Annotated in this window: 16 protein-coding genes and 1 pseudogene; 4 read left to right on the forward strand and 13 right to left on the reverse strand. The window is 62.5% G+C overall.

Going from position 1 to position 22,481, the window contains the following annotated elements:
* Positions 1–186 precede the first annotated feature (186 nt).
* A complete protein-coding gene (locus tag E8A46_RS27310; RefSeq protein ID WP_291567823.1) occupies positions 187–2,307 on the forward strand; it encodes a hypothetical protein in 2,121 nt (706 codons plus the stop codon).
* A gap of 176 nt (positions 2,308–2,483) precedes the next feature.
* Here E8A46_RS27310 and E8A46_RS30515 read toward each other — a convergent pair.
* From E8A46_RS30515 to E8A46_RS27340, 5 genes and pseudogenes are all read right to left on the reverse strand, one after another.
* Positions 2,484–3,724, reverse strand: a pseudogene (locus E8A46_RS30515) (cation:dicarboxylase symporter family transporter).
* A gap of 82 nt (positions 3,725–3,806) precedes the next feature.
* A complete protein-coding gene (locus E8A46_RS27325) occupies positions 3,807–4,973 on the reverse strand; it encodes a zinc-binding dehydrogenase (protein ID WP_291567825.1) in 1,167 nt (388 codons plus the stop codon).
* 25 nt (positions 4,974–4,998) lie between these two features.
* Entirely contained in the window at positions 4,999–5,865 is an 867-nt protein-coding gene (locus tag E8A46_RS27330) for an IclR family transcriptional regulator (RefSeq protein WP_291567827.1), read from the reverse strand.
* A 125-nt stretch (positions 5,866–5,990) separates the two neighbouring features.
* Positions 5,991–7,421 (reverse strand): TRAP transporter large permease subunit, encoded by a 1,431-nt coding sequence (locus E8A46_RS27335; RefSeq protein WP_291567829.1) that lies wholly within the window; start codon positions 7,419–7,421, stop codon positions 5,991–5,993.
* Positions 7,421–7,912, reverse strand: a complete 492-nt coding sequence (locus tag E8A46_RS27340) for a TRAP transporter small permease subunit (protein WP_291567830.1) — start codon at positions 7,910–7,912, stop codon at positions 7,421–7,423. The genes E8A46_RS27335 and E8A46_RS27340 overlap by 1 nt, the downstream gene beginning before the upstream one ends.
* 266 nt (positions 7,913–8,178) lie before the next feature.
* On the opposite strand from E8A46_RS27340, the gene E8A46_RS27345 reads away from it, so the two are divergent.
* The 3 genes from E8A46_RS27345 (at position 8,179) to garD (ending at position 12,336) form a co-directional block, all read left to right on the forward strand.
* Positions 8,179–9,216, forward strand: coding sequence for an ABC transporter substrate-binding protein (locus tag E8A46_RS27345; RefSeq protein WP_291567832.1), 1,038 nt, complete (start codon positions 8,179–8,181; stop codon positions 9,214–9,216).
* Complete coding sequence (locus E8A46_RS27350; protein ID WP_291567834.1) at positions 9,213–10,670, forward strand: amidohydrolase family protein; 1,458 nt, start codon at positions 9,213–9,215, stop codon at positions 10,668–10,670. Before E8A46_RS27345 ends, E8A46_RS27350 begins: the two co-directional genes overlap by 4 nt.
* A 136-nt stretch (positions 10,671–10,806) precedes the next feature.
* Complete coding sequence (gene garD / locus E8A46_RS27355; RefSeq protein WP_291567881.1) at positions 10,807–12,336, forward strand: galactarate dehydratase; 1,530 nt, start codon at positions 10,807–10,809, stop codon at positions 12,334–12,336.
* On the opposite strand, the gene E8A46_RS27360 is transcribed toward garD, so the two are convergent.
* From E8A46_RS27360 to hydA, 8 genes are all read right to left on the reverse strand, one after another.
* The gene (locus tag E8A46_RS27360; RefSeq protein WP_291567836.1) at positions 12,294–14,006 is read right to left on the reverse strand and encodes an ABC transporter ATP-binding protein; all 1,713 of its coding nucleotides are present in this window, start codon (positions 14,004–14,006) and stop codon (positions 12,294–12,296) included. The two genes, garD and E8A46_RS27360, sit on opposite strands and share 43 nt — an antisense overlap.
* Complete coding sequence (locus E8A46_RS27365; protein ID WP_291567838.1) at positions 14,003–14,851, reverse strand: ABC transporter permease; 849 nt, start codon at positions 14,849–14,851, stop codon at positions 14,003–14,005. Before E8A46_RS27365 ends, E8A46_RS27360 begins: the two co-directional genes overlap by 4 nt.
* Positions 14,851–15,879, reverse strand: a complete 1,029-nt coding sequence (locus tag E8A46_RS27370; RefSeq protein ID WP_291567840.1) for an ABC transporter permease — start codon at positions 15,877–15,879, stop codon at positions 14,851–14,853. Before E8A46_RS27370 ends, E8A46_RS27365 begins: the two co-directional genes overlap by 1 nt.
* 13 nt (positions 15,880–15,892) lie before the next feature.
* Positions 15,893–17,509, reverse strand: a complete 1,617-nt coding sequence (locus E8A46_RS27375; protein ID WP_291567843.1) for an ABC transporter substrate-binding protein — start codon at positions 17,507–17,509, stop codon at positions 15,893–15,895.
* 164 nt (positions 17,510–17,673) lie between these two features.
* Positions 17,674–19,110, reverse strand: a complete 1,437-nt coding sequence (locus tag E8A46_RS27380; RefSeq protein WP_291567845.1) for an NAD(P)/FAD-dependent oxidoreductase — start codon at positions 19,108–19,110, stop codon at positions 17,674–17,676.
* A complete protein-coding gene (locus E8A46_RS27385) occupies positions 19,107–19,868 on the reverse strand; it encodes an SDR family oxidoreductase (protein WP_363252691.1) in 762 nt (253 codons plus the stop codon). The genes E8A46_RS27380 and E8A46_RS27385 overlap by 4 nt, the downstream gene beginning before the upstream one ends.
* A gap of 1 nt (position 19,869) precedes the next feature.
* The gene (locus E8A46_RS27390; protein WP_291567850.1) at positions 19,870–20,847 is read right to left on the reverse strand and encodes an NAD(P)-dependent oxidoreductase; all 978 of its coding nucleotides are present in this window, start codon (positions 20,845–20,847) and stop codon (positions 19,870–19,872) included.
* A gap of 53 nt (positions 20,848–20,900) precedes the next feature.
* On the reverse strand, positions 20,901–22,370 hold the full coding sequence (gene hydA, locus E8A46_RS27395; RefSeq protein ID WP_291567852.1) for a dihydropyrimidinase: 1,470 nt from the start codon (positions 22,368–22,370) through the stop codon (positions 20,901–20,903).
* Positions 22,371–22,481 lie beyond the last annotated feature (111 nt).

Consider the following 22,481-nt stretch of genomic DNA (forward strand, 5'->3'; position numbering starts at 1 on the left):
CTGGCGTATTTTTTGAGACGCAAATTCCTTCCCTGAAAAGTACTTAGGGGGCCGGATCAACGCGCGCCTTGCAAGCGTCATGTGCGCGTCAATCGCCCGAAACATCCGGCAATGTAATCTCCCGACGTCGGCAGATATGCTGCGCTTTTTTCACTCAATCATCCTGGCCGACAGCAGGAGATGACGATGAAACGATTGAAGGCTCTTCTTGGCGCGTCAATTCCATTGGCGCTTGGCGCTGTATTTCTGGGCGCCGCTTCGCAATCCGCCTCCGCGGCGTGTCAGTTGAACGCTCCGGGCGGTCAGGTCAAACACGTTATTTATATCACGTTCGACAACGTGCACCTGCGGCGCGACAACCCCAACGTTCCGTCCGACCTCGAACAGATGCCGAATCTGTTCAACTTCATCCAGAACAACGGCACGATCAGCGGCAATCATCACACCCCGCTGATTTCCCACACCGCGACCGACATTCTTACCGCGCTGACCGGCGTATATGGCGAGCGTATGGGAATTCCCGTCGCCAACAGCTACGGCTTTTTCAAGCCCGATGGCAACGTGAGCTTCAACAGTTCGTTCCTGTACTGGACGGCGCTGGCCGGTGACGGCAAGCCTGAAATGATCAATGAACTCGGCAAGACCTCGCCGGCACCCTGGGTGCCATTCACCCGGGCTGGTTGCGACGTCGGGGCATTCTCCGTCGCCAATATCGAGTTCGAGAGCGTGCCTGCTGACGTCAACACCGTATTTGGCGCCAGCTCGCCGGAAGGCATCGAGGCGAACAATTCGGCGCTGCGCGACAAGGCCAACGCCGATTTCCTCGGTATCGCCATTCACTGCGCGCAGAACAGCCCGCTCTGCAACAACAGCAATGGCAGGGATGATCTGCTCGCCGACGAGCCTGGCGGGTATGCCGGCTTCAAGGCGCTGTACGGCAATCTCCACGTACAACCAGTGATCTCGCCGAGCGGCCCGGTGAAGGACCTTGACGGCAACGTCATTCAGACCGCCGCGGGCAATCCCGGATTCCCCAATACCTTCAACCCGTCTGCCACCCAATCGCTGGGTTATGCGGCAACGATGCTCGAGGCCGGCGTGCCGGTGGTGTACCTCTACATCGCCGACGCGCACGACAACCATGCTGGGTCCGGCACCTTCGGCCCCGGCGAAGCTGGCTACGTCACGCAGCTCAAGTCATACGACACCGCGTTCGGCAAATTCTTTGCCCGGCTCGCGACAGACGGCATCACCAAGGACAACACGCTGTTTGTCGTCGTACCGGACGAGAACGACCACTTCGTCGGCGGCACTCCAAGCCCCGCGAATTGCGATGGCGTTACCGTCCCCTGCACCTACGCGACGGGTCAGAAGGGCGAGATCGACGCGCTGATCAATCGGCTGGTAATCACGCAGCGCGCCAACACCACCGCGTTCTCGGTGCACAGCGACGACGCGCCAACGGTCTATATTACCGGCAATCCCGCTCCGACCGATACCGTTACCCGCACCCTGGAGCATGACCTGAATGCGCTGGTCGCCACCAATCCGATGACCGGCAACACCGACAAGCTATCCCGTCTGCTCGCCGATCAAGCGGAGATGAAACTGCTGCACATGGTGACCGCAAGCCCGGCGCGGACCCCGACCTTTACCATGTTCGGCAACGACAACTACTTCTTCGAGACCGGAAACGGCGGCGCCTGCGTCAACCAGACCGACTGCATCTTCGTGGGTCCGGGCTTTGCCTGGAACCACGGCGATTTCCAAAAGGATATCACCCGTACCTGGGCTGCGATGGTCGGCCCAGGCGTGAAGCCACTCGGCCGCCACGACGCGGTGTTCTCGGATCACACCGACGTACGGCCCACGTTGCTGGCGCTGCTCGGCCTGAAAGACAGCTATGTGCATGACGGCCGGGTGCTGTCGGAATGGCTGGAACAACGGGCGCTGCCTTCAGGCATTCGTCAGCGTCAGGAAAACTTTGTTGAACTCGCGGAACTTTACAAGCAGCTCAATGCGCCTCTCGGTGCACTCGGCCGGGCGAGCCTGGTTTATGCCAATCGCTCTGTCACGGACACTGACAAGGTTTACGGCCGTTACCTCAACACAATCGCCGATATTACCGAAGATCGAAATGAGCTGGCCAATAAGATCAAGGCAGTGCTCGAAGCTGCGGCGTTCGGCAACCGTCCGGTTGACGAAGATTCGGAAGATGGCCTTGGCCGCCGCGCCAGGGCGTTGATCGATCGCGTCCAGGATTTGGCCGATCATGATCGTGATCACGAACGTCACGACGACCGCTAACTCCTGGGAAAGTGAAACAACAGGACCCGCCGGTACACCCGGCGGGTTTTTTCTGGCGCTTATGGCGCGCGCCGCATTTCGCTGGCATGAACGGCGTCGGAGACCTGTGTCTCCTCGGTTTCAACGAAGCCGGCCCGCAGCTCCGCGGTCGCGACCTTCATGTCGACGCCGTCAACTCAGCGCCCCACCACGAGGGTCGCGATGATGTTGGAAGTCAGATTGGTCGCGGCGCGGATTTCCGCCATGAAACGATCCGCGCCCAGCAGCAGCGCGATGCCGGCGACCGGCACCGCGTCCACCACGGGAAGCGTGGCCGCGAGCGCGATGAAACCGCCACCGGTGACGCCGGCGGCGCCCTTCGAGGTGGACAGCATCACGAACAGCACGCTCAATTGGTGCCAGATCGAGAGCTGGACATTGAAGGCATGAGCCAGGAAAAGCACCGACATGGTCATGTAGATCGCCGTGCCATCCATGTTCAGGGAGAAGCCACCGGGCATCACCAGCCCCACCACTTCCCTGGATACGCCGACTTCCTCCAGCTTCTGCATCGAACGCGGCATCATGGTTTCGGCCGAGGTCGCCGCGAACACGAACAGGATCTCGTCCTTGAAATAATTCAGCACCCGGAAAATATTGAATCCGGACAGCCGCAGGAACGCGCCGAGCACGATCAAGACGAACAGGATGCTGACGACGTAGACGGAGGCGACTAACCGGCCAAGATCAAGCAGGGTCCGCAGGCCATATTTGCCCACGGTGAAAACCATGGCGCAAAGCGCTGCGATCGGCGCGAACTGCATGATGATCCGCACCATGGCGAACAGCGCGACCGACGCCGACTCCAGAAACGCCACCATCGGCTTGCCCGGGCCTGCGCCAGGCTGAGCCCCAATCCAAGCAGCACGGCGATGAAAAGCACCGGCATGATGTCACCCTTCACGAAGGGCTCGACAAACGAAGTCGGTATCATCGACAGGAAAAAGTCCGACATGGTGACGTTCTTGGCGAGCTTCGCGTAAGCTTCGACAGCCTTGGGGTCGAACGCGGCCGGATCGGCGTTGAGCCCGACGCCAACCTGCCAAAAGTTGCCGACGGTCATTCCGACGATCAGGGCAAGCGTCGAGGCGACCTCGAAATAAATCAGCGCCTTGACCCCGACATTGGCGACGTGGCGGATATCTCCCATCTTGGCGATACCGACCGCGATCGTCGTGAAGATGATCGGAGCGACCACGACCTTGATTGCTCGCACAAAGGCGTCGCCATAGGGTTTGAGGGCGATCGATAAATCCGGATCGATGTAACCGATGATGGCGCCGAGGGCGACGCTGCTGCGGTCGGCAATTCCGCGACGGCGATTTTGGAGGACTGATGATCGATTTCCAGCGCGGACATCAATTCTACTCCAAACCAGTCAGCATGAATGCCTTGATCAACGTGAACCGTGCCGATGCGCTGGCCGCGAACGTGGTCAGCGCATCGGCAACGATCCCGGACTATTCGGCGGCCACGCTCTTGATCGCGGCATGGCCATGGGTCTTGACGACGACCTTGATGGCGTCCTCGATGCGCTCGCGGGCATATCGCAGGGCAGTCGGCAGGTCTTCCAGGGCGAAGGTGTGGGTATGCACCTTGGTGGCGTCGAACCGTTTCTGCGCCATGAACGCCTCGGCGCGATGCGTGGCGCTCTTGCCTTCGCCGCGGATGCCGTAGACGTAGATGTTGTTTCGCACGATGTAGGCGATATCGACCTCGGCCGGCTTGCCCGGGAACGCGGCGAGACAGATGCGGCCGCCACGGTTGACCATGCGCGCGGCTTCGTTAACGGCCTCCGGTGCCCCCGAACATTCGATGACATAGTCGACGCCCTTGCCGCCGTTGAGCTTGCGAACCGCGGCGACCGGGTCCTCGTTCTTGGCGTTGACCACGTGATCGGCGCCAAGTTCCAGACCAATCTTAAGGCGGTTGTCGCGCGTTCCGGTCAGGATCACCGGCTGCGCCCCCAGCGCCTTGGCGACCGCCACGCCGAGCAGACCGATCGGACCCGGACCGGTCACGACCACGCTCTCGCCTGCGACCAGGCCGCCGAGTTCCGTCAGCCCGTACATCGCGGTACCCGCGGTGACGACCAGGGTCGCCTCCTCGTCCGACATCTCGTCCGAGATGCGAACCAGCGTGTTGATGCTGTTGACGGCGTATTCCGCAAAGCCGCCGTCAGTCGTGAAGCCGTTGGCGCGATGACCCTTATCGACGTCGCCGTAATTCAGACCGTAGTTATGACACGCGGTGTACATCCCCTCGCGGCAGCGCTTGCACTGTCCGCATCCGGCGTGGATTTCGACGGTAACGCGCTCGCCGATCCTGTATTCATCGACGCCGGGTCCGAGCGCTGCCACCGTGCCCATATATTCATGGCCCGGCGTGAAATTCTTGTTGTAGGGCAGCCCGCCCTGGATCATCGCCGGCGGACCGTGGTGGATAATCTCGAGATCCGTCGCGCAAATCGCAACCGCGTCGATGCGAACCAGAACCTCGGCCCTTTTCGGCACCGGCACGGGCTTCGTCGTCAGGGTCAATTGACCGGGATCACCCAATACCCAGGCGCGCATGGTTTCAGGAACAGGAAAATCAGTCGAGGTCTTGACGTAATCGGGCTTGTACATGGTTTCTCCTGAGTATGTTTGACCGCTATTCCGCCGCTACGCTTTTGGTTGATCCCCGCAGGATCGCGCCCGGCGCACCGAGCTCCGTCGACAATTCGTCGGCTGCCGCGATGAGATGAACCTTGATTTGATCGATGTATGCCGGTGTGGCGCGAAAAACCGGAGAAGAGACGCTGATCGAGCCAACGACAGCGCCGGCATGGTCGCGAATGGCCGCGCCAAGGCAGATCACACCCAGTTGAAACTCCTCGCGATCGATTGCAAAACCGTTTCGGCGCGTGAGCCGCAGGTCTTCCTTCAGCTTCTCAATGTCGGTAATGGTGTGCGGCGTAAACGCCGTCAGCCCCTTGTCCGCGACGATCCGATCCAGTTCGTTGGGCGGCAGCCAGGCCAAAATGGCCTTGCCCGTGGCCGTTGCGTGGGCCGCATTCGAATTGCCGCCGCGGCCTGCATCCACGCGAACGGCATGCCTCGCCTCGCGATGCAGGACATTGACCAGATTGGTATCCTGCATGATCGCAAGCTGAACCGCTTCGCGGGTCTGATCGTTCAGGCGATCGACAAAGCTCTGCGCGCGCCGCGGCAAGTCGACCTGGCGCAGGCAGGCCGCGCTGAGGTAGAGGATCCGGGAGCCCAGAACGTAACTGCGGCTATTGATGCCGCGCGCGACGTAGCCCCAGTTGTGCAATGTCGAAATGAGATGGTGGCAGGTCGAGACGTTCAATCCGGCGATACCGGCGATTTCGGTCAGCTTCGCTTCGCCACCTGCGTCGGCGATAATATCCAGAATTAGGAACGCACGATCGAGCGCCTGAATGCCGCCATGGTCGCGCCCCATGGGCGGACGAGCCGGCATGACGCCGTGCTTCTCCCTGCCCCGTTCGGATTCCATCGCCGCGGTCCTCCCGGTCTTCCTTTTATCGGTCCAGTAGGGCCAATCTCCGCTCCCGGCGCAACTTAATTTTCACATCGCAGACACCATTTTCATTAGATGAAACATGGTGGACAAGGCGGGCGCTATTCGGGTTCGGGCAGCTTGATCATCTCATTGAGACGCTTGTTGAATTCCGCATCGGACAAGGGCGCCGCCGGCAGCCGCGAGCCGTCCTCCGAAGACTGCCCCACATGGGTCAACTGCGGAAAGAACAACACCAGCAGCAGCAAGAGCCATTGGGCCGCGAGAAACGGCGCCAAGGAACGCACGAAGGAGCGGAAGGCGACGGTTTCCTTGAGAACACCGCGTACCATCATGAGCGCGTAGCCAAAGGGTGGTAGCAGGAAGCTCGACTGCAAGGTCAACAGCACCAACACTGACACCCAACGCGCATCGGCGATGCGGATCAGCAGCGGCGGAATCACGATCGGCACGATGACGAAAATGATTTCGAAAGCATCGAGGACGAAGGCGCTGACCCCGATCACAGAGAGCACGACGGCGACCGCCGTGATGTCGCTGCCCGGAATCGACGAAACCATCTTGCCGACGAGATCTGCGGTCCCAAGCAGCCTCAAAACCATGGTGAATGTCGTTGCCGCCAGCAACAACGAAAACAGCGCGCCGGTGAGAGCGATCGCGTCGTTCAGCACTTTATTCAGCACCACACCGCGCAAACGCCCGGTCAAAAGACCCGCGGCCAGCAGCGCAAAAGCCCCCATCGCGGCGGCCTCGACGGCATAGAAATAGCCGAGCGCGACCCCACCAAGAAGCGCGATCAACGATACGAGCGCGACGGCGGCGAGTAATCCTTGTCCGGCCGTCAGGCGCTCGCGGTCGGGCAACTTTGTCGCGGTCCGTCCCGCGATCCAGGATAACGCCAGGCACAGCGCCAGGAAGATCCCGCCCGGCACAAGTGCGGCGTGAAAAATGTCCTGGGTATTGACGACGCGGTCGCTCCTTCCGGTGGCGGTCACCGCCATGGTGTGCGCCGACAGCATCGCGTCGCTCAGAAGGATGAGAACCAGCGAGGGCGGCACCAGCACGCCAAGCGTGCTGGCGACCGCAATGATCGCGTGACGGTTTGGCGCCGGTATGCCCTCCGCCGCCAGGCGCGGCGAGACGACGCGCGAAAGACCGAGCACGCTGGCGCCGACCGAACCATTCATCGGTCCGAGCAGCGCGCCGAGCATCATGCCCGACACCAGCGGGGCTGACGGGCTGCGCGGAAGTACGGCATTGCCGGCGCGATAAAGCGCGTCTGCGACCGGCAACCGGTCAAGCAACAGGCCCATCATCACGTAGAGCGGCAAGGCCTGCAGCAAATCGTTTTCAAACAGATTGATCAGCCGGCTCGGCAGCGCCCAAAGGGTAGAACCCTCAATGGTGCCTGCCGCAACGCCGATGATCGCGCCGAATGTCGCCACGGCGATAAGAACGATCGCGGCGGGCAAGCCGGTGGAAATGATGCCGACGCCGACCAGCCCAAGAAGCGCAAGTCCGGTCCATTCCATCAGGTGTCGTCCGCCGCAAGAGGACGGAAGATATCGACCAGCGATTGGCCAAGGATCAAGGCCGCCATGACCCATAGGGCAAGCTTGACCAGGAAATAGCCGGAGTTGCCGCTGTCCTGGAATGACTCAAGATCGCGAAGGCTGGAAAGGACCGTGGTCTTGCTCGCAATCAGGACAAACAATGCCCACGGCAGAAGCCCGGCGGCGGCACCCATTTGCTTCAGGCGTCGCCGCGTTCGCGCGGAATAGCGCTGGGCGAGCAGATCAGCGGCCAGGTGAGTTCCCGCACGCGTCGCCGCAGTGACACTTGCGGCGACGAAAAGCGCAAAGGCCACCTGCCCGAGATCGTTGGCCTCCCGCGAGAAACCGCGAAACAGATCGCGCAACGGCCACTGCAGGAACAAGAGGACAATCAAAGGCAGCGCAAGCCATTTGGCGACGGCCACAACCCAGCCGATCAGGCGATCGAGGCCGCGCAGGAAAACCGTCACGTTGCCATTGCTCCTGTCGCATTCCGGCCGAGCACGGCGCTCAACCGCAACGCTACCGGCTTTATCCCCTCGCCGCCAGAGCGCTGCCTTTTCTGCACCGCTGTGCCAGAAAATTAGCTGTTGAAAGGCTCACCCCCACACCTCAAAGTCAGCGAGCTCTCGAACAAGCCACCACGGCACGTCGTCCGTTGCCGAAAATCCGGATCTGATAGGGCCGCGGCATCATGGTGTTGTCACGGACGGCAAGACCTGCGGAGAACCCGACGGTGCATCGATTTTTGTCAGCCCTCGCTATCACGAGCTGTCTCCTGGCTTCCGCGACGACCGCTGTTGCTGCGGCCGAACCGGTCAAGATCAAGTTCACGCTGGACTGGAAGCTTCAGGGTATTCACGCCTGGTATTACTGGGCCAAAGCGAAGGGATATTTCACCGCGGAAAATCTCGATGTCAGGATTGACCAGGGTGAAGGATCGGCCGCCACGGTGACGCGGATCATGTCCGGCGCCTATGACGCCGGCTTCGGCGACATCAACGCCATCATCCAGAACCCGGCGGCGAAGCCCGGCGAAACACCGGTCATGGTCTATATGATCTACAGCAAGGCCCCCTTCGCGCTGCTGACCAGGGCGAACGGTCCGATCAAGAGTGTGAAGGACCTGGAAGGATCCAGGCTGGGTTCACCCGCCGGCGGCGCTTCGTTCAAGCTATTGCCACTTTTGGCCGAACAGAATGGCATCGACTACGGCAAGATCAGCATCACGCAGCTGTCACCGAGCCTGCAGGAGCAGATGCTCCTGCAGGGACAGGTCGATACGGTCGCGGTTTTCACGGCGACGAGCTATATGAACCTGGTCTCGCTCAAGCTCGACCCCGACAAGGATTTTCGCTGGATGTATTATTCGGATCTCGGTCTCGACCTCTATTCCAACGGCATCATGGTGTCGCCGAAGCTCGCCACGGAGCATCCCGAGGCGGTCAAGGGATTGTTGCGCGCCATCAACCGGTCATTGAAGGAAACCGTTGCAAATCCCGATGCCGCCATCGACCTTCTGCCTGGCGAAGAACCATTGATCAACAAGGACATCGAGCGGCGTCGCTTGCTGTACGTCTACGGGACCCTGATCGACACGCCGGAAGCGCGTGAACTTGGCATCGGTGACGTCAGCGATATCCGGTTGAAATCCGCGATCGCGACGATCGCGACGTCGTTCGAGCTGTCGCGGCAGCCCCCTCCCAGCGACATTTTTGACCGCTCCTTCTTGCCCGCCAGGGCCGACCGCATACCGCCGGTGATTGTGCCGTGAGCCAGGATAATTCGCGAACCATCGTCTGCGCGCACGCGATCGGCACCGCACGGCCGTCGACGGGCACACAGGCCATCACCATCACGGGCGACAGGTTTTCCTCGATCGAGCCCGCCGCGGCGCCGGCCACGGACGGATTGCTGGCGATGCCCGCACTGGTCAACGCGCACGATCACGGGCGGCCGATCAGCACCAGTTCGATCGGCGCCGACGCCAAGCCGCTTGAATCATGGCTGCACTATTTCGCACTTTTTCCTTCCGTCGATCCGTATCTCGCCGCGGCCCTGACGTTCGCCAATAGCGCGCTCGGCGGCACCGGCACCGTGATGGTGCATTATACGCGCACACAAGGATTGACCGACCTTCCGACAGAGGCCGCAGAGGTTGCGCGCGCGGCACGCGATGTCGGGATTCGCGCAGGCTTTGCGGTATCGATGAAGGACCGCAATCCGCTGGTCTATGGCGGCTCCGAAGCTTTGCTGGCCGCGCTCCCTGCGGAAGCCCGATCCGAAATCGGACGGCGCCTGATCTACAAGCCGCTGTCGCCGGCCGACTACATGGCGCTGGTCGATGACGTCGCGGCTGCGGCGGACGGACCTGGATTCAATGTCCAATATGGGCCGAACGGCGTGCAGTGGTGCAGCGACGAACTTCTGCAAGCCGTGGCCCAGGCGTCGCAGCGCACCGGCCGGCGCGTCCACATGCATTTGCTGGAAACAAAATATCAGCGGCAGTGGGCCGACACCGCCTATCCAAACGGCGTCGTGCGCATGCTCGATGACATCGGTCTGCTTTCGCCCCGCCTGACGCTGGCCCACTGCGTGTGGGCGAGGCCCGAAGAACTGGAACTGCTCGCCGAACGCGGCGTCACCATTTCCGTCAATACCAGCTCCAATCTGCACCTTCACTCCGGCCTGGCGCCGGCCATAGAGATGAGAAAACGCGGCTGTTCTGTTGCGCTCGGGATCGACGGCAAGGCACTCGATGACGACGATGATGCCTTGCGCGAGTTGAGGCTCTCCTACCTGCTGCACGCAGGTACCGGCTTTGATCGCGCCCTGACCCGCCAGCAAGCCCTTGAGGCCGCCGTCGGCAACGGCCGGCTTGCCGTGACAAACGTCAGCGATGGCGGCCTGATCGAGGCCGGCTCCGCCGCCGACATGCTGCTCCTGGACTGGACGGCGCTCGACAATGATGCCCTTCGCGAGGATATCGAACCGATCAATATGCTTTTCTCGCGCGCAACCGCCAGGCACATCCGCGAATTGATCGTCGGGGGCCGAACCATCGTCCGGGATGACCGCGTAACCGGAGTGGATAGGTCCGCCATTCGACATGAGGTTCTGTCGCAGATGCGATCGGGCATGGCCAAGAACGCAACACTCCTCTCTGCGTTGTCGGCGCTCGACCAAGCCGTCGCCCGGCATTATCTTCCCGAGCCGCATTGCTGCTGAATATCGCCGCCGCAAGGTTCCCACGGCGCGTCATCGCCGAGTGCCGGGTGCGAAAATCTATACAATCGTGGAAAAGGCCTATACCTATCAGGCTGAGCATGGGGCCAAAACGGAGAGCGTCGTGACAGCAAGTGCGATGGCGCAGGCCTACGAGCCGCGCTACATCAGGCTCGACGCCAACGACAACGTGGCTATCGTGGTCAACGATCTCGGGCTTCCTGCAAAGACCCGCTTTGCCTGCGGTCTTGAGCTGCGCAACTTCGTGCCGCAGGGCCACAAGGTCGCGCTTGCCGATATCCCGCAGGGCGCCGCGATCCGCCGTTATAATGAGGTGATAGGAACGGCGGCGAAGCCGATCCTGGCCGGCGAATGGGTCGACGAGGCGCGCATCCAGATGCCGACGCCGCCCGAACTGGACAAGCTCGAGCTTGCGACGTCGGTTCCTGCGCCGCAAGCGCCGCTTGAGGGTTACACGTTCGAAGGCTTCCGCAACGCCGACGGTTCCGTCGGCACGAAAAACGTGCTGGCCATCAGCACCAGCGTGCAATGCGTCGCCGGGACGCTGCAGTTTGCGATCAAACGCATCAAGTCGGAGTTGCTGCCCAAATATCCTGATGTCGATGACGTCGTTGGGCTGACGCACAATTATGGCTGCGGCGTCGCGATCACCGCGCCGCTGGCGATCGTGCCGATCCGAACCCTGCAAAACCTCGCGATGAATCCGAATTTCGGCGGCGAAGTCATGGTGGTCGGGCTCGGCTGCGAGAAACTGGTTCCCGAGCGGCTGCTGCCGGAGGGATCAGACGGCAATATCGTGCGGATGCAGGACGAGGCTTTCGACGGCTTCGGCGCCATTGTCGATGCCATCATGGAGATGGCGGACGCGCGGCTCAAAGTGCTCAACCAGCGCCGCCGCGAAACCTGTCCGGCTTCCGACCTTGTCGTCGGCCTGCAGTGCGGCGGCTCCGATGCATTTTCCGGCGTGACCGCCAACCCCGCTTTGGGCTTCGCCGCCGATCTGCTGGTGCGCGCCGGCGCGAGCGTGATGTTTTCCGAAGTCACGGAAGTGCGGGACGCCATTCATCTGCTGACGCGGCGCGCCATCAACGAGGACGTCGGCCGCGCGCTGATCCGCGAAATGGACTGGTACGACAATTATCTCGCCAAGGGTGACGCGGATCGGAGCGCCAATACCACGCCCGGCAACAAGAAGGGCGGCCTTGCCAACATCGTCGAGAAGTCGCTGGGATCGATCGTGAAGTCCGGCACTACCCCGATCGTCGACGTGCTGTCGCCGGGCGAACGGGTGCGCCGGAAGGGCATGACCTTTGCGGCAACGCCCGCGAGCGACTTCATCTGCGGTACATTGCAGCTCGCCTCCGGAATGACGTTGCAGGTCTTCACGACCGGGCGCGGCACGCCCTATGGGCTCGCCGCCGCCCCGGTCATCAAGGTGTCGACGCGAACCGAACTGGCGCGACGCTGGAAGGATCTCATCGACTTCGACGCCGGCCGCATCGCCACCGGCGAAGCCACCATCGAGCAAACCGGTTGGGATCTGTTCCGGCTGATCCTGGAGGTGGCGAGCGGTCGCACCAAAGTGTGGTCCGACCGTTGGGGCATTCATAACGACCTGACGTTGTTCACGCCCGGGCCGGTGACCTGAGCCGCGGCTGCAGCCGGCGCCCCTCCGATATGCGGCACGGCGTCGACCAGTTCGCGCGTGTAAGCGGTCTGTGGGTTGTCGAACAGCGCGCGGCTCTCGCCCTGCTCGACAACGCAGCCGTTGCGCAGGACGATGGTGCGATCGCACATCATGCGAACCACGTTGAGGTCGTGGCTGACGAACAGCAGCGCCAGATCATCCTCGCGCCTCAGCCGGTCCAATAGTTGCAGCACCACCGCCTGCACCGAGACGTCGAGCGCGGCGGTCGGCTCGTCCAGCACCAGCAGGCGCGGTTGGCAGGCGATCGCCCGCGCGATTCCGACGCGCGCCTTCTGGCCGCCGGAAAGCTGATGCGGAAAACGCGGCAAAAGCTCCGCCGGCAATCCCACCCGCTGCGCGCATTGCTCGACCCGTTGCCGCAACACGTCGCCGGGGCGCATCCCCGAAAGCCGCAGCAGCGGGTGGGCGATGCAATCAAAGGCGGTGAAACGCGGGTTCAGGCTTTCGTTGGGATCCTGGAATACGATCTGGATGTCCTTTCGGACCGGCGAGCGATGAAAGTCGCGCGCGGGCAGATGACCGATCGATTCCCCGTCGAACAGGATGGTGCCTTCGCTGGGGTCAATCAGGCGGCAAATCATGCGCGACGTCGTTGTCTTGCCGGAGCCGGATTCGCCGACCAGACCGACGCTCTCGCCCGCCGCCATGGCCATGGAAAAGTCGGCCACCGCCGGCGGTCCCTGATCGTAGCGCTTGGCGAGATTTTTCACGTCCAGCAGCAGCGGCGTGCCCGCCGCCGGCGCCGGCCGGGGTTTGCACGCCGCCAGCATGGCCAGGTAATGACTTCTCTCGTCGTCCGTCACCAGATCCGCAATCCGCGAGGTCGCGGTCGGTGACGCCGCCACCAGGCGCCTAGTGTAGGCATGCCGCGGATGGCGGAACAGGGTCTGGGGTGCGGCTTCCTCGACGAGGCGGCCCTGTTCCATCACCACGACACGCTGGCAATAGCGGGCCGCAAGGCCGAGATCATGCGTGATCAGGATCGTCGCCATGCCGCGGTCGGCAGCGATCCTGACTAACAGATCCATCACCACCTTCTGCGTGGTGACGTCGAGGCCGGTGGTCGGCTCGTCCGCGATCAACAGCATCGGGTTGCAGGAAATCGCGATCGCGATCATTACCCGTTGGCACATCCCGCCGGATAGCTCGTGCGGATAGGCCGTCATTCGCTTTTCGGGATCGCGGATTTGAACGGCGCGCAGCAGTTTCAGCGCTTCCTCCGCCGCGTCTTCCTTCGACATGCGCTTGTGACTCAGGATCGCATCCGCGATCTGCAGGCCGACCGCGCGGATCGGGTTGAGCGCCGCGCGCGGGTTCTGAAAGATCATCGACATGGCGGCGCCATGCAGGACGCGGAAGTCGCTGTCCGCGATTTTCGTGATGTCCTGCCCGCGAAACAGAATCCGGCCGGCGGTCACCCGCCCGGCCACGTCCAGCAGCCGCGTCGTCGCAAATCCGGTGACGGACTTACCTGAACCGCTTTCGCCGACCAGCCCGAGCATTTCGCCCTGATCGAGCGAGAGCGTCACCCCGCGCACCGCTTCGACCAGGCCGCGGCGTGTCGAGAACGTAACGTGCAGGTCTTCGATCTGCAGCAGCGGCCCGGTCATGTCCGCATTCGGGGATCGAGAATGTCCCGCATCCCGTCGCCGAGCAGATTGAAGCACAGTACGGCCAGCATCAGCGCCAGCCCCGGAAACGCGACCAGCCACCATTTTCCGGTCGAGATGAAGCGCGCGCCCTCCGCGACCATGATGCCCCATTCCGGAGTCGGCGGCCTGACGCCAAGCCCAATGAAGGAGAGCCCGGCCGCATTGAGGATGGCCCAACCCAAATTGAGCGACATCTGCACCGCCATCGCCGGAAGCACATTCGGCAACAGGAAACGCAACACCACCGAAAAATTGCTTTCGCCGCCGGCACGCGCCGCCTCCACCCAGCCGACGTTGCGGCGGACATTGACCTCCGCGCGGGCGAAGCGAATGTAAAACGGCAGATTGATGATGGCGGTGGCGATGACGATGTTCTCGACGCGGTTGCCGAGCGCCGCGACCATGGCCATGGCGAGCACGAACAGCGGAAAGGCCATCATCACATCGACGAAACGGCCGACCGCACGATCCAGCCGGCCTCCGGCATAACCGCAGAAAGCGCCGATCACGGCGCCAAGCACGAAAGAGATGCCGACCGCCGAGACGGCGATGACGAGATCGAGCCGGGTTGCGACCACAAGCCGGCTGAACGTATCGCGGCCGAGTTGGTCGGTGCCGGCAAGGTGCGCCGCGCTCGGAGGTGCCAGCGCCTGCGATACATTCGAGGCGATCGGGTCATAAGGCACGATCGACGGCCCGAAGATGGCGATGAGGATCAGCAGGACGACGCCCGCCGCGGCAACCGCGGTCAGCGGGTTGCCGCGCAGGATCCAAACGGTGTGACGCAAGGTCGCGCTGGCCATCAGATCGACACCCGCGGATCGGCAATGCCATAGAGAACATCGACCAGCAGATTGACCACGACAAAGATGCTGGCCATCAGCAGCACGAAACCCTGCACCGGGGCATAGTCGGACGACAGCAGCGCATCCAGCGCATAGGAGGCGACACCGGGCCAGGAGTAGACCTTCTCCACCAGCACGTTGGCGCCGAGCATGGTCGAGAATACGATGCCGGCAATGGTAATGACCGGAAGGATCGCGTTGCGTAACGCATAGGTCACGACAATGCGCCACCAGGAAAGCCCCACCGAGCGCGCCGTGCGCACGAAATCGCTGCCAAGCGAGACCAGCATCGACGCGCGCGTGATACGCGCCAGCGGCGCGATCACGAACAGGGCCATGGTTGCTGCCGGCAGGATCAATTGTCGAAACGCCGCCCACCACCCGTCGAGGTCTCCCGCCAGCAGGAAGTCGATGGTCAGGAAACCGGTGCGCGAAGGCGGCAACGACGTGAAGACGTCGATACGCCCGGTCGGATCGGGCGCCAGACCCAGCAGGTAATAGAAAACATAGATCAGCAACAGGCCCGATACGAAGGTCGGCACGCAGACGCCGAGCGCGCAAAACAGCCGCACGCCATGGTCGATGACGGAGCCTGGCTTCAACGCCGCCAGCACGCCGAGAGGGATCGCCGATACCAGGGCGATCAGCAATGCGGTCAGGGTCAGCTCCAGCGAGGCCGGCAGGCGATCCCTGAGATCGGTGGTAACCGCCTGCCCGGTCATCAGGGAGCGGCCGAGATTGCCGCGGCCGACATCATACAAATAAAGCAGCAATTGCTGCGGCACCGGCTTGTCCAGTCCCATCTGCTTGCGAATGACCTCGATTTCCTCCTTGCCGGCATTGGGCCCGGAGGCAAAGAACACCGCGGGATCGCCGGGCAAAACCCGCATCAGCAGGAACGTGAAGACCAGCACACCGAACAATGCGGGCAGCGAGGACATGAAACGCCTCCCCGCCCGAATCACCGTTGCGACAAAGCTTTTCATGACGGCCGGCGGGTCACTTGCGGCGAAGGTCGCGATAATCGACCTGGCGGTGAAACTGGTACGTGTAGCCCTCGATCGAGGTTGCCATCACGGCGTCCTGGCTCGGCTGCCAAAGCGCAATCTGCGGCATCTCGGCGAAATGGATCGCGTTGAGCTTCAGGCCGTCCTGGTCGTACTTGGCCTTGTCCGGCTCGAAGCGCGCTTCCTGGGCGGTCGCTGTCAGTTCCGCATTATTGATGCTGCTGTAATTCCAGCGCTGATTGCCGGTATAGAAATTGCGGTAGAAATAGTCGGTCGACGGCAGCCAGGCGACGATGCCTTCGGTGAAGAACGGCAGCTTCTTCTCGTTGATCTGCGTCGACATCTGCGCATCGGGCAGTTTCTGGATATCGACCTTGATGCCGATCCTGGCGAGCGATTCCTTGACCAGTGCAGCCATCGGCTCGGCGGTCGAGGCTTGGCCGACATTGAAGCTGAATGTCGTCGAAAAACCGTCGGGCATCCCGGCCGCCTTCAAATACTCCCTGGCCTTGTCGAGATCGAGCTTGATGGGCTGCGGAAAAGGAAAGGCGCTGGTCGTCGGCTTGCCATCCGTCCAGCTGGCGCCGAACAGTGGCGTTCCGCGGCCGAACAGAGCCGCCTTGAACATATCGTCGTAAGGCAGCGCGTAGGCGACGGCGCGGCGCACGTTGATGTTGTCGAACGGCGGAATCGTATTGTTCATCGAAATGAAGGTGACGGAATTGTATTGCGGCGTCGAGATCACCTTGAGGGTGCCCTTGCTCTCCAGCGACTGGATGTCGCTGGCCTGCAGATCGACTGTGATATCGGCGTCACCGCGCTCAACCAGGTTGGCGCGGGTCGCCGGCTCCGGCACGGTCTGCACGATCACCCGTTTGAAGAATGCTGACTTGTCAGGCGATCCCCGGTTCCAGGCCTCGTTGCGCTTCATAATCACCTGTTCGCCGGGCTTGAAGCTCTCGATCACATAGGCGCCGCTGCCGACGGCGTGCTCCTTGAGCCACGAAATCGCCCAGGGATCTTCGGCCGTCGCATTCGCCTTCGCGACCTTGGAGTTGATGATGATCGGATAGACGGTGGCGAGATTCGGCAGCGCGAGCTTGTCGGGCTTCGGCAGCGTCACTTCGAAAGTCAGTGGATCAATCACCTTGAACTGATCGGCGCTCGTCAGGGATCCCGTGAGGAGCTGAGCCTTGCCGAGCACTGGCGCCGTTACCGCACGGTCGAGCGACCACTTGACGTCATCAGCGGTGACCGGCGTCCCATCCTGAAACTTGGCATCCTTGCGCAGATGGAACGTGATTTTCATCAGATCGGGGCTGACGTCGTAGGATTCAGCCAGCTCGCCGGTGATCTTGTCGAGATCGAACACCCACTTACCGTTCAGTTGCTTGCGGCCGAACGAGACCAGCCGGTCATAGGTACTGAGACTCACCGCGAAAGCCTCGCGGGTCGAGCCTGGGACGTTGGGATCGAGGGTGTTGACCGATGCGCCGGTGACATACCGCAGCGTCTCGGCACGCGACTGCGCCAGAGCCGGCTCCGCGGCGAGCAGAAGCACCAGCGCGCCGACCGCGCTGAAAAAGGGCCCGCAATACCTTAACCGCATCCTTGATCCCCCGAATTCAATAACGAAACCCGCCCGAGAAGAGTCTCGGGATCGCGACCAATCCCGCGGTCAATCCTAAGCAAATTATGCGCCAAGCGGTATTCTTTCAGAGCAGTCCAGCCGCCCGCACCCGATCATTTTCATGACGTTCATGCAAATTACGATCACCCACCTTCTTCTACGGCTTGTTTTTGCCGGGTAATGACGGCCTGCGGCACATTGTACGCCTTGAAAGACCGCCAGTGCCGCTCAAGGTCAGCGCGGAACAACCCTCGGGTCAGACCATACACCAGCTTGGGTATGGCTGTCGTCATGGCGTTGATTGACGAGCCGGAGGGGCCAAAACTCATGGTTGAGGCGAATGCAAACAGGTGAATGTCGGAAATCCATGGCGTTTTTCCCGGCACGCGTTCGGTGAGCGCGTAATCGTCGGCCAGATAAGGATAGCGGCCCAGATGCGCGTTGCGCTCATTCTCCGGCGGCCGATAGCGGTCGGCCCAGGTCGCGATGTTATCGGCAAAACTTCTCAATTCGCGGCGCTCGGCGAAGTCGATATGGGTGCCGGTGCCGCAGATGACAAAATCCGCCAAGACGATACCGTGCGGCGTCCGCAATTCGACCGCGTTTCCGACCTCGCGGGCCGCCTCGACCGGCGAGCCCTCGTGCAGATGGAAATTGGCAAACCGCGCGCAGCGATCATAAGTCGCCTGCGGGAATCCCTCCCGCAACTCGAGGATGGCGCGCATGAAACGCCAGCGCCAGGCATCGTCGAGATCGCAGAAGTGACGCAAAAAGCCGCGAAACGTCAGCCATCGATAGGGCTGGACCAACTGGATTTCGGCTCGGCGGCAAAGCAGGTGTACCTCGGCCGCCCCGGCCTCAAGCGCGGTCGCCGCGTTGTCGAAGGCGGTCGCGCCGGCGCCGATCACGGCAACCTTCTGGCCTTCCAGCGTTTCGAAATCAATAGGGTCCGAGGTGCGGGCACATCGCCTGGCCGGCAGATGGCGTAGCGATTCAGGGACAGTCCAGTTACCCATGGCCTCCTGGCCGGTCGCCAGCACGATTTTCCGCGCATAGAGCGTTTCGACCGCGCCGGCGCTCTGCACCGTGGCGGCGAGCAGTCCATCCTTCGCGGGCGCAATCTCGAGCAATTCGCAGCCGTTGCGCACCGTCAAGCCTACCGCGCGCCTGAACCACAGCAGATATTCCGCCCACATATCGCGCGGTATCAGGTCGAGATTTTCCCAATCCTGCTTTCCGAATCGCGCCTCGTGCCACGACTGATAGGTGAGACTCGGGATGTCGAGATCGGGCCCGGTAAAATCTTTCGGGCTGCGCAGCGTGTGCATGCGGGCGTAGGAAAGCCATGGGCCTTCCTTCCCCTCCTCCGCCTTGTCCAGGATCAGGATGTTGGTCACCTGCGAGCGCATCAGGCCGAAGGCAGTGGCCAGACCTGATTGGCCGGCGCCAACGATGAGCACGTCGAGCGCGGGCCTGCCATTCGGCGCCGGCTTCGGTTCGAGCCAGGGCGCATTTGGATGCGACGTTCTGGCAAGATCGGCGCGGACCTGAGCTTCGAGTTCGATGAGTGCGCTGCTCATGCGGCCAGCCAACCTCCGTCAACCGCCATGACCGTTCCGGTCGTGAACGACGACGCATCGCTGGCCAGATACAGCGCGGCCTCGGCGACCTCCTCCGCCCTGCCAAACCGCTTCATGGCGTGGCGATTCCGCGACGCCTCACGGACCGGCTCCGGATCGGCATGCCGCGCGAAACTTCGCCGCAGCATCGGCGTGTCGATGGCGCCTGGCGCGATCGCATTGACACGAATTCCGTCGGTCGCAAAATCCACAGCCATCGTTTTCGTCAGACTGATGATCGCGCCCTTGGCGGCGATATAGGCGCTGTTGTTTCGTCCGCCGGCGATCGCGAGTTGTGAGGCGAGCGTGACGATCGAGCCCTTGCCCTGTCGCTGCATCTGCGGCACGGCGGCCCGCGACCACAGCCAGGTGCCGCCGACATGTGTGCGGAACACCGCGTCCCAATCGGTGGGATCGGTCGTCACCACCGTCCCGCCGCAGGACCAGCCGGCGGCGGCCATCAGCACGTCGAGCCGGCCGTGGTGCGACACGATCGCCTCGACCGTGGTTTTGGCGAAATCACCGTTACCGACATCGCCCAAATGCTCCGATCCGTCGCCATTCACGGCACGAACGGTTGCAAGCGTTTCCTGCAGGCCGGCGGAATCGCGATCGACAAGTGCCACGAACGCGCCTTCCGCCGCGAACAGCAGCGCGCTGGCACGGCCGATGCCGGACCCTGCCCCGGTGATAACAGCGATCCGTCCCTTCAGCCGCATGTCACGTTCCTTCCCCATGATGCGCCCACCAATTGTTCAGATCGGCCGCGGAATCGGCGCAGCCAAACCGGGCACGCCAACCGAATTCCTGTTCCAGGCGCACCACCGACAAGGGCGCGCGATCGGCTTCGCTAAACAGGTCGATCGTCGGTGCTTCGTCAGGCTCGGCCAGCCGGCAAACCCAACCGTGATGGAGGGCGGCGAGATCCTGTCCCCATTGCAGCGCCGACCATTCACGCCCGGTCGAGATATTGTAGAGGCGATGTTTGGGTCTTGCCGCCTCGACGAGCAACGCCACGGCGTCGGCGACGTCCAGCGCATAAATCCAGTCCCTCAACCCCGGGCGAGACAGTATGGCCTCCCCTCGCTGCTGCAAGGCCGCCATGATTTGCATTTGCGCGCTGGGTGTGTCGCGGGTCCCGGTTGCCCGCTCCCATGGCCCGAATACGGCGCTCAGCCGAACACTGACGATATCGGATTGCCACAACGCGGCCAGACGCGCCGCCACCTTTTCGGAAGCATATTTGGTGATAGCGTAGAGCGAGACGGGATCGCACGCCGTCTCTTCGTCGAGCAATGTATTTCGCAAGGCGGCAGCGCCATACGCCGCGGCCGACGACAGATTGATGATACGTCCGACGCCGCTGCGCCGCGCGGCCATCAGAATCGGCACCTGAGCCAGCAGGTTGACTTGCAGGATCGACGCGGGGTCGGCCGCGTCGCGCACGGGACTTGCGGTAATCGCGGCCCCAAGAATGATCGCGTCAAAGCCGCATGCGATGATTTTCTCGACAGCTTGCGGCTCGGTGACATCTCCCTGAACGACCGTCAGCAACGCTCCGTAGCCGGCGAAAACCCGCTGCGCGGCACGCGGCAACGCCGCGCGGTCGAACAACGTCACATCGTGCCCGCGCGCGAGCAGGGCTGCGGCGATATTGATCCCGACGAAACCGGTGCCGCCAAAGATCAGGATTTTCAAATGCCCAGCCCCCGCATCAGATTTTTCAGAAAGCGCCTTGGATCACATCGTTTTCACAACAAGGTCGCGCCGAAATTCCGCGCCGGATCCATATCGGCCACCAGCCGGCCGGTCGGCTTCGCCGCTTCGCCGCCAGAGCGCGCGAGGAAGCGGCCGGAGCCGGGCTCGGCCGTCCGCTTGCCGTCGGCGACGATCACGCGCCCGCGCGACAGCACGGTGACCGGCCAGCCACGCAGCTTGCGGCCGGCGTAAGGGGTGTAGCCGGCAAGGTCATGCATCATCGCATCCGTCAGCGTGACTTCGCGCGCCGGGTCCCAGATCGCGATGTCGGCGTCGGCTCCGACCGCGATCGAACCCTTGCGCGGATGCAAATTGTAGATCTTGGCGGGCGCGGTTGCCGTCAACTCGACGAATTTCTCCAGGCTGAGGCGGCCCTTCGACACCATCGCATCGAACAGCAGCGGCAGGCGCACCTCCAGTCCCGGCAAGCCATTCGCCACCTGCTTGAAGTTGGGATTGGGGCCGGCGCGCAATTTTCCGGTCTCGTCGAAACGATACGGCGCATGGTCGGACGAGATGGTCTGGAGATCGCCGAGCGCAAGGGCCTGCCACAGCGCGTCCTGGTCCGATCTGCCGCGCGGCGGCGGACTGCACATCCATTTCGCGCCTTCGACGCCAGGCTTGTCCAGATCTTCCTTGGTCAGAAACAGATATTGCGGGCAGGTCTCGGCGAAGACCTTCAGGCCCTCGCCCCGCGCGTCGCGGATCACCTTGGCACCTTCCGCCGTCGAGACGTGAAAGATCATGATCGGCTGATCGACCAGCGCCGCCATCCCGATCAGGCGGTTGAAGGCGTCCGCTTCCGAAAACCTCGCATGGCTGATGGCATGGTATTTCGGATCGGTGTAGCCGCGCGCCAGCAGGCGTTTCACCATCCAGGCGATGATGCCATGGTTCTCGGCGTGGGCGCACAGCATGGCGCCGGATTCGCGCGCCGCGACCAGAATATCGAGCAAAGGTTCGTCGTCGATCTTCAGCAAGTCATAGGTCATGAATATCTTGATCGAACCGTGTCCCTGTTTGACCAACGCCGGGATGTCGTTCTGCAATGTCTCCCGGGTCGGATCAGCGATGATCATGTGGAAGGCATAGTCGATCACCGCGCCCTTTTTCGCGAGTGCATGATAATCGGCCAGAACCTGGGGTAGCGCCATGCCGACATGCTGGGCCGCGAACGGGATGACCGTGGTGGTCCCGCCGAAAGCGGCGGCAGTGGTGGCGCTTTCGAACGTATCGGCATTCACGACACCGGCCGCCGACAGCTGCTCGATATGGGCGTGGCTGTCGACGCCACCGGGCAGGACCAGTTTGCCGCGCGCGTCGATCTCCCGCTTGCCGGCCGGCAGGCTGCGGCCGATGGCAACGACGGTCTCGCCCGCGACGGCGACATCGGCCTCGAACACGTCGACAGCGGTTGCGACGCGTCCGCCGCGGATCACGACGTCGTAGGCGGGTTCGGTCATGAAGTCCTCCAGAGCGTTATTCGACCAACCGGCCGGAAAAGATGATCGCGGCGGGAAACCGTCGGACGGCCGAGACCGCGCAATCGAAACTATGCAAACTATGCAAGTTGC

The sequence above is a fragment of the Bradyrhizobium sp. genome, assembly GCF_004799445.1.
Lineage (GTDB): Bacteria > Pseudomonadota > Alphaproteobacteria > Rhizobiales > Xanthobacteraceae > Bradyrhizobium.

Excerpts from the sequence above, each read along its gene's own strand:
- E8A46_RS27310 (WP_291567823.1), top strand. The coding sequence starts at position 187 with ATGAAACGATTGAAGGCTCTTCTTGGCGCGTCAATTCCATTGGCGCTT.
- E8A46_RS27325 (WP_291567825.1), bottom strand. The coding sequence starts at position 4,973 with ATGTACAAGCCCGATTACGTCAAGACCTCGACTGATTTTCCTGTTCCT.
- E8A46_RS27330 (WP_291567827.1), bottom strand. The coding sequence starts at position 5,865 with ATGGAATCCGAACGGGGCAGGGAGAAGCACGGCGTCATGCCGGCTCGT.
- E8A46_RS27335 (WP_291567829.1), bottom strand. The coding sequence starts at position 7,421 with ATGGAATGGACCGGACTTGCGCTTCTTGGGCTGGTCGGCGTCGGCATC.
- garD (WP_291567881.1), top strand. The coding sequence starts at position 10,807 with ATGGCGCAGGCCTACGAGCCGCGCTACATCAGGCTCGACGCCAACGAC.
- E8A46_RS27360 (WP_291567836.1), bottom strand. The coding sequence starts at position 14,006 with ATGACCGGGCCGCTGCTGCAGATCGAAGACCTGCACGTTACGTTCTCG.
- E8A46_RS27365 (WP_291567838.1), bottom strand. The coding sequence starts at position 14,851 with ATGGCCAGCGCGACCTTGCGTCACACCGTTTGGATCCTGCGCGGCAAC.
- E8A46_RS27370 (WP_291567840.1), bottom strand. The coding sequence starts at position 15,879 with ATGAAAAGCTTTGTCGCAACGGTGATTCGGGCGGGGAGGCGTTTCATG.
- E8A46_RS27375 (WP_291567843.1), bottom strand. The coding sequence starts at position 17,509 with ATGCGGTTAAGGTATTGCGGGCCCTTTTTCAGCGCGGTCGGCGCGCTG.
- E8A46_RS27380 (WP_291567845.1), bottom strand. The coding sequence starts at position 19,110 with ATGAGCAGCGCACTCATCGAACTCGAAGCTCAGGTCCGCGCCGATCTT.
- E8A46_RS27385 (WP_363252691.1), bottom strand. The coding sequence starts at position 19,868 with ATGCGGCTGAAGGGACGGATCGCTGTTATCACCGGGGCAGGGTCCGGC.
- hydA (WP_291567852.1), bottom strand. The coding sequence starts at position 22,370 with ATGACCGAACCCGCCTACGACGTCGTGATCCGCGGCGGACGCGTCGCA.